Here is a 5289-nt window from a genome sequence, read left to right on the forward strand (position 1 = left end):
AAAGGCAGCATCGAGGACGGCACGCTGCGCATTGATCGGCTCACCGCTGACGCGCCGGATGGGATCGAGGATCTGGTGCTTGATCTGTATCGCCGGCTGCCGCCCGTCCGCATCACCGATCTGCTGCTCGAAGTCGATACCGCGCTGGGTTTCACTGATGCCTTCACGCATCTGCGCACCGGCGTGCCATGCGGCGACCGAATCGGCCTGCTCAACGTCCTGCTTGCCGAGGGCCTGAATTTGGGTCTGCGTAAGATGGCAGAGGCTTCCAACACTCACGACTATTGGCAACTCTCCCGTCTCGCTCGCTGGCACGTCGAAAGCGAGGCGATCGACCAGGCGCTGGCCAACGTGGTCGCGGCGCAAGGGGCGCTGCCGATGGCCCAGGTCTGGGGTATGGGCAGATCCGCATCGGCCGATGGCCAGTTCTTCCCCGCCGCACGGCAGGGCGAAGCGATGAATACGATCAACGCCCGCTACGGCAACGATCCCGGCATCAAGGCCTATACCCACGTCAACGACCGCTTCGCGCCGTTTGCATCGCGGACCATTCCAGCCACGGTCAGCGAAGCACCTTATCTACTCGACGGGCTGACGATGAATGAGGCAGGGCGACGGATCGAAGAGCAGTACGCCGACACTGGCGGGTTCACCGATCATCTGTTCGGGATCAGCGCGATGCTCGGCTGCCGCCTTGTACTGCGCATCCGCGACCTCCCATCCAAACGACTGTACGTGTTCGACCCTGCCGCGACGCCGAGCGAATTGCGCCCGCTGGTGGGCGGCAAGGCGCGTGAGGCGCTGATCGTTTCCAACTGGCCCGATCTGTTCCGCTGCGCCGCCACCATGAGCGCTGGACAGGTCGCGCCGAGCAGCATCTTGCGCAAGCTCGCCTCCTATCCGCGCCAGAACGATCTTGCCTCCGCGCTGCGCGAGGTGGGCCGGATCGAGCGGACGCTGTTCATCATCGAATGGATACTCGACGTCGGCATGCAGCGCCGTGCACAGGTCGGCCTCAACAAAGGCGAGGCACATCATGCGCTGAAAAATGCCCTGCGCATCGGCCGTCAGGGCGAAATCCGCGACCGCACGACGGAGGGTCAGCATTACCGGATCGCCGGCCTCAACCTGCTCACCGCCATCATCGTCTACTGGAACACCCTGCACCTTGGCCATGCCGTTGAGGCCCGGCGCCGCGAAGGGCTCGATACCCCCGACCATCTTCTCGCCCATATTTCGCCGCTCGGATGGGCACACATCCTCCTCACTGGCGAGTACCTTTGGCCCAAGGACGCCGGCGCTTAGGGTGTCATTCCGCCCTCAGCCGGAACCGACCCCATTGAGCGGCGGCGTGTCCTTCCACTTCTGAACTGGAAAGCCATAGGAGCGACAGGCAGATGCTTAAGGCTGTCAGCAGATATATCGCCGATCGTCAGGGGACCGAAATATCAAAGGTCGACGGCGACGCGTTACTGCGTGGCTATCAGATTCATGCGATGAATCGAACGTCCCCAAAGCGCTTCTGGGGTATCTCATCGTCATCTCCATTTCGGCATATCTTCTCTTCGCCGAATGGGGGATGTTGTTCGCGATCTGGGGGCCGATCGTAGCGGTGACCTGTATGGCGCGCAGCTATCTGGCATGGCGCACGGCAAGGCGACCCGTCGAACCTGCGCTACTTTCGACTGAAAAGCGTCTGATGGTGGCGACCGGGCTGGTCGCAGCGACGATGGCGGTCGGTCCGACATGGATCGTGCTGCACAGTGACGGCTATACCAGGGCTTTCATGCTGATGGTGATCATCAGCACAATGTGGGGCGGGGCGCTGGTTCAGGCGACCGTTTTTACCTCCACGGTCGCCTTTACGGCTGCAAACATTCCGGTCTGGATTGTTGCCCTCGTCGTGAGCCGCTCGACCTCCGGCACTCTGGGGCTGGCCGTCATTTTCTTTGTTACGATCGGCATAGCGATCGATAATACCCGCAGGTTCGGTCGATATTTTACCCAAAGCATCAAGCGGCAGATCGAGCTGGAAAAATGGGATGAGAAGGGGCGCCTGCTCCGCATGATCGACGACATGCCGGTCGCCGTCATGACGGTCGACCCTAGCAGCTTCGCGATCACTTATGCCAACGAACCGTCCAAGCTGCTTATCAAGCAGATCGAGCATCTTCTGACGATCAAGGCCGACAATCTTGTGGGCATGTCGATCGACGTCTTCCACCGGCACCCGGCGCATCAGCGCCGGATACTGTCTGATCCCGCGAACCTTCCTTATAGTGCCCGCATTCAGTTGGGTCCCGAAGTGCTCGACCTCAAGATAACGGCCGTCACCACCAGTGATGGCGATTATATAGGCCCCATGTTGACCTGGGCGCTGGTCACGAAGGAGGTCGAGGCGGAGAATCGCATTCGGCAGCTCGCGCATTATGACACGCTGACGGGCTTGCCTAATCGCACGAGCTTCAATGATGAGCTGGAACGGCGTCTGGCGACCCCCGGCAACTTGGCCGGCTTGCTGTACATCGACCTCGATGGCTTCAAGTTGGTGAACGATACGCGCGGGCATGGCGTCGGCGACATGCTGCTCGCCGAAGTGGCGAAGCGGTTGCGGGCGGTCTGCAGTGCGCCGGCGATGCTCGTCAGCCGCCTTGGCGGAGACGAATTTGCCGTGCTCCTGCCGCACGGCAATGCAGAAGAAGCACAGGCCCATGCGGCGCGGATCATCGAGGCTCTAAGCGTCAACTATGACTTTGGACACGGCAATATCGCTATTGGCGCGTCGATCGGCGTGGCGCTTGCGCCCATCCATGGCGAGACCGCGCAAGTCCTTCTCGCCCGATCGGATATCGCTCTCTATGCCGCGAAGGAAGCTGGCAAGGGCAATGCGCGGCTGTTCACGCCGGAAATGGAAGGCCGTATCCAGGAGCGCGTGCTACTGGAAGCGAAGCTCCGCGAAGCCCTGCGCACCCGGGAGGGCATGTTCCTTTTTTATCAGCCGATCGTCTCCATCGAGACCGGCGAGGTTACGGCGCGCGAGGCGCTCGTGCGTTGGTATCATCCAAGCCGGGGTTGGATTGCGCCCGCCGAATTTGTGCCGGTCGCGGAGCAATCCGGGCTGGCCGATGCCCTGGGCTCCTTCGTGTTGGAAACGGCGTGCCGTGAGGCGGCCACCTGGACGGACCGCGAAAGGATCGCTGTCAACATATCGGCCACGCAACTCGGCAAGGGAACGTTGCCCGACGACGTGCTGGCAGCCCTGGTCAAAAGCGGCCTTTCCCCGAACCGGCTCGAAATCGAGGTGACCGAGACAGCCCTCCTGGATGACGAACATGACGTGATCGGGGATTTGCGCCGGATACGGGCGCTGGGCGTACGCGTGGCGCTCGATGATTTCGGTACCGGCTATTCCTCGCTGGCACATTTGCGCGCATTCCCCTTCGACAAGATCAAGATCGATGGATCATTTGTGAAGGATGCCGTCAGTCGCCCCGACTGCGCCGCGGTGGTCCGGGCCGTGGCGGAACTCGGTAAGCGGCTGGGCGTTACCACGGTCGCCGAAGGCGTTGAAACGCTGGAACAACTGGATTGTCTCCGCAACGAGGGTTGCATGGAGGTGCAAGGCTATTTCTTCGGTCGTCCTATGCCTAGTCAGGCGGACGCCGCAAATGTTGCGAGGCTCGACCAAGGTGCGCCGAACAAGACAGAATTTCGCAAGGAAGTTGATAATGCAGAAGCCAATTCCATGGAAGGCGCCAGCGATGATCGCCGTCAAGCGACGGGGAGAGGATGAATACCAGCCGGCAATCGCGGGCTTAACGCTCAATTCAGCTCTGGAATATGCCGCTGACCCGGATCGACCGGCGAAGGCGTTGCGCATCTGGGTGTATTGGCAAGGTCAGGAAATCTGGATCGCGGGACGACGCATCTTAGAGCTCGCATCGGATCCCGACCGGCCAGCACCTCCCACGGACTGGGACGGTCGCGAACCCGAACGGAAGTTGCCATAGGGCGAAAAGCGCATGAACAGTCACTTGCCCGTCGGCCGGTTGGCCAACCGCCTGGAGACCCTCTCGAGGGAGGGAACCTGGTGGATGATCCTGATCGCCATGGCAGCGTTGACGGTGACCGACAGGCAACGCCCCGAGCTGGGCATCGTACCGCTATATATTCCCATCATTTGCGCGGCGGCTTGGAAGCTGGGCGAGCGGGCGGGCTATTTCGTGGCACTGATCGCCGCCTTGATGGCGACGCTGGTCTATTTCGATGGAACGCCCGGCCTGTCCGGTCCTGTCATGACTGTGCGCGTGGCATTCCGGGTCATAACCTATCTGTTCATCGCCGCCATCATCACGAGTTTTCGCCGCTCTTATGACCGCGAGCTGTTCCACGCCCACCAGGATCGCATGACGGGCGCGCTCAACAAGGAAGTCTTTCACCAACGCTGCGCTAAGGCGATCGAAGATGCGGGACATGCGGGCCAGACGCTCCTGTTAGTCATCCTCGACCTTGACGATTTCAAGGCGGTGAACAGCCGCCAGGGTCATCTGATCGGTGATGAAGTGCTACGTAGCTTTGCGAAGGGGGCATCCACGATCATGCGTCGGGAAGACCTGATCGGTCGTATTGGAGGCGATGATGAGTTCGCGTTGCTGGTGCGTGTGCCCTCGGTGGGAGAAGGCCACGATTTTGCCCTTGAGATTCATGCCCGTCTCTCGGCTGTCCTGGGGGGCATACCCTATCCGGTCACATGTAGCATGGGCGCGCTGCTGATCCCGCCCGAGGCACCGCGCGACATCACCGAATTGCTTCATGCGGCCGACCAGGCCATGTATCGGGCCAAAAAGGCGGGCAAGAATGCCATCTTTGTAGGCAGGGCTGATGTGCCCGGCATGCCGGCAGTCGATCGCCTCTTTGCTCAGCGGTTGGAGGGATTTGCAGCAAGCAGGTAGCTTCGCGCGAGAGTGCCTATTTAAGAGGCAGGCGGACCGCTCGACGAGACTTCCACCGCTGATCTGCAGGTGGCGGGCGAAGGAGCGGAATGAATTGTGGAAGCGGTCGTGAGACCTTGTCTCGTCGCAGGTGGGTTTCTTGGGTAGGATCTTAGCGGAAGTCGTATCGCATAGCTTGGGCAACATGAACGTCAAAAAAGAGCCGGTGAAAGAATGCCTCGAGCAAACGGGGCAACCCGAGAATCAAACATGTCATTGCCGAGAAAACGAGAATAGTGGAGCGCTTTAAAAGGCCATGGCATAGCTGTCGCCATGTTGAAGACGTTGACCGTGGCCG

4 protein-coding genes are annotated in these 5289 nt (G+C 60.7%); all 4 read left to right on the forward strand.

Annotated features, from left to right (window positions below; all coding sequences use genetic code 11):
- Positions 1-1305, forward strand: a 1305-nt coding sequence (locus VMR39_RS13395) for a Tn3 family transposase (RefSeq protein WP_325416493.1), incomplete at its 5' end; no start/stop codon positions are given.
- A gap of 274 nt (positions 1306-1579) precedes the next feature.
- A complete protein-coding gene (locus VMR39_RS13400; protein ID WP_325416494.1) occupies positions 1580-3793 on the forward strand; it encodes a putative bifunctional diguanylate cyclase/phosphodiesterase in 2214 nt (737 codons plus the stop codon).
- Positions 3762-4010 carry a hypothetical protein gene (locus VMR39_RS13405; RefSeq protein ID WP_152536495.1) on the forward strand — a complete coding sequence of 83 codons (249 nt, stop codon included), beginning with the start codon at positions 3762-3764 and terminating at the stop codon, positions 4008-4010. Before VMR39_RS13400 ends, VMR39_RS13405 begins: the two co-directional genes overlap by 32 nt.
- Before the next feature lie 84 nt (positions 4011-4094).
- On the forward strand, positions 4095-4952 hold the full coding sequence (locus tag VMR39_RS13410) for a GGDEF domain-containing protein (RefSeq protein ID WP_235219116.1): 858 nt from the start codon (positions 4095-4097) through the stop codon (positions 4950-4952).
- Positions 4953-5289 lie beyond the last annotated feature (337 nt).

Source organism: Sphingobium sp. (assembly GCF_035511395.1).
In the GTDB taxonomy this organism is placed as follows: Bacteria; Pseudomonadota; Alphaproteobacteria; order Sphingomonadales; family Sphingomonadaceae; genus Sphingobium.

Bases quoted from the DNA above. Each gene is read 5' to 3' on its own strand.
- VMR39_RS13400 (WP_325416494.1), top strand. From the start codon at position 1,580: ATGTTGTTCGCGATCTGGGGGCCGATCGTAGCGGTGACCTGTATGGCG.
- VMR39_RS13405 (WP_152536495.1), top strand. From the start codon at position 3,762: ATGATCGCCGTCAAGCGACGGGGAGAGGATGAATACCAGCCGGCAATC.
- VMR39_RS13410 (WP_235219116.1), top strand. From the start codon at position 4,095: ATGATCCTGATCGCCATGGCAGCGTTGACGGTGACCGACAGGCAACGC.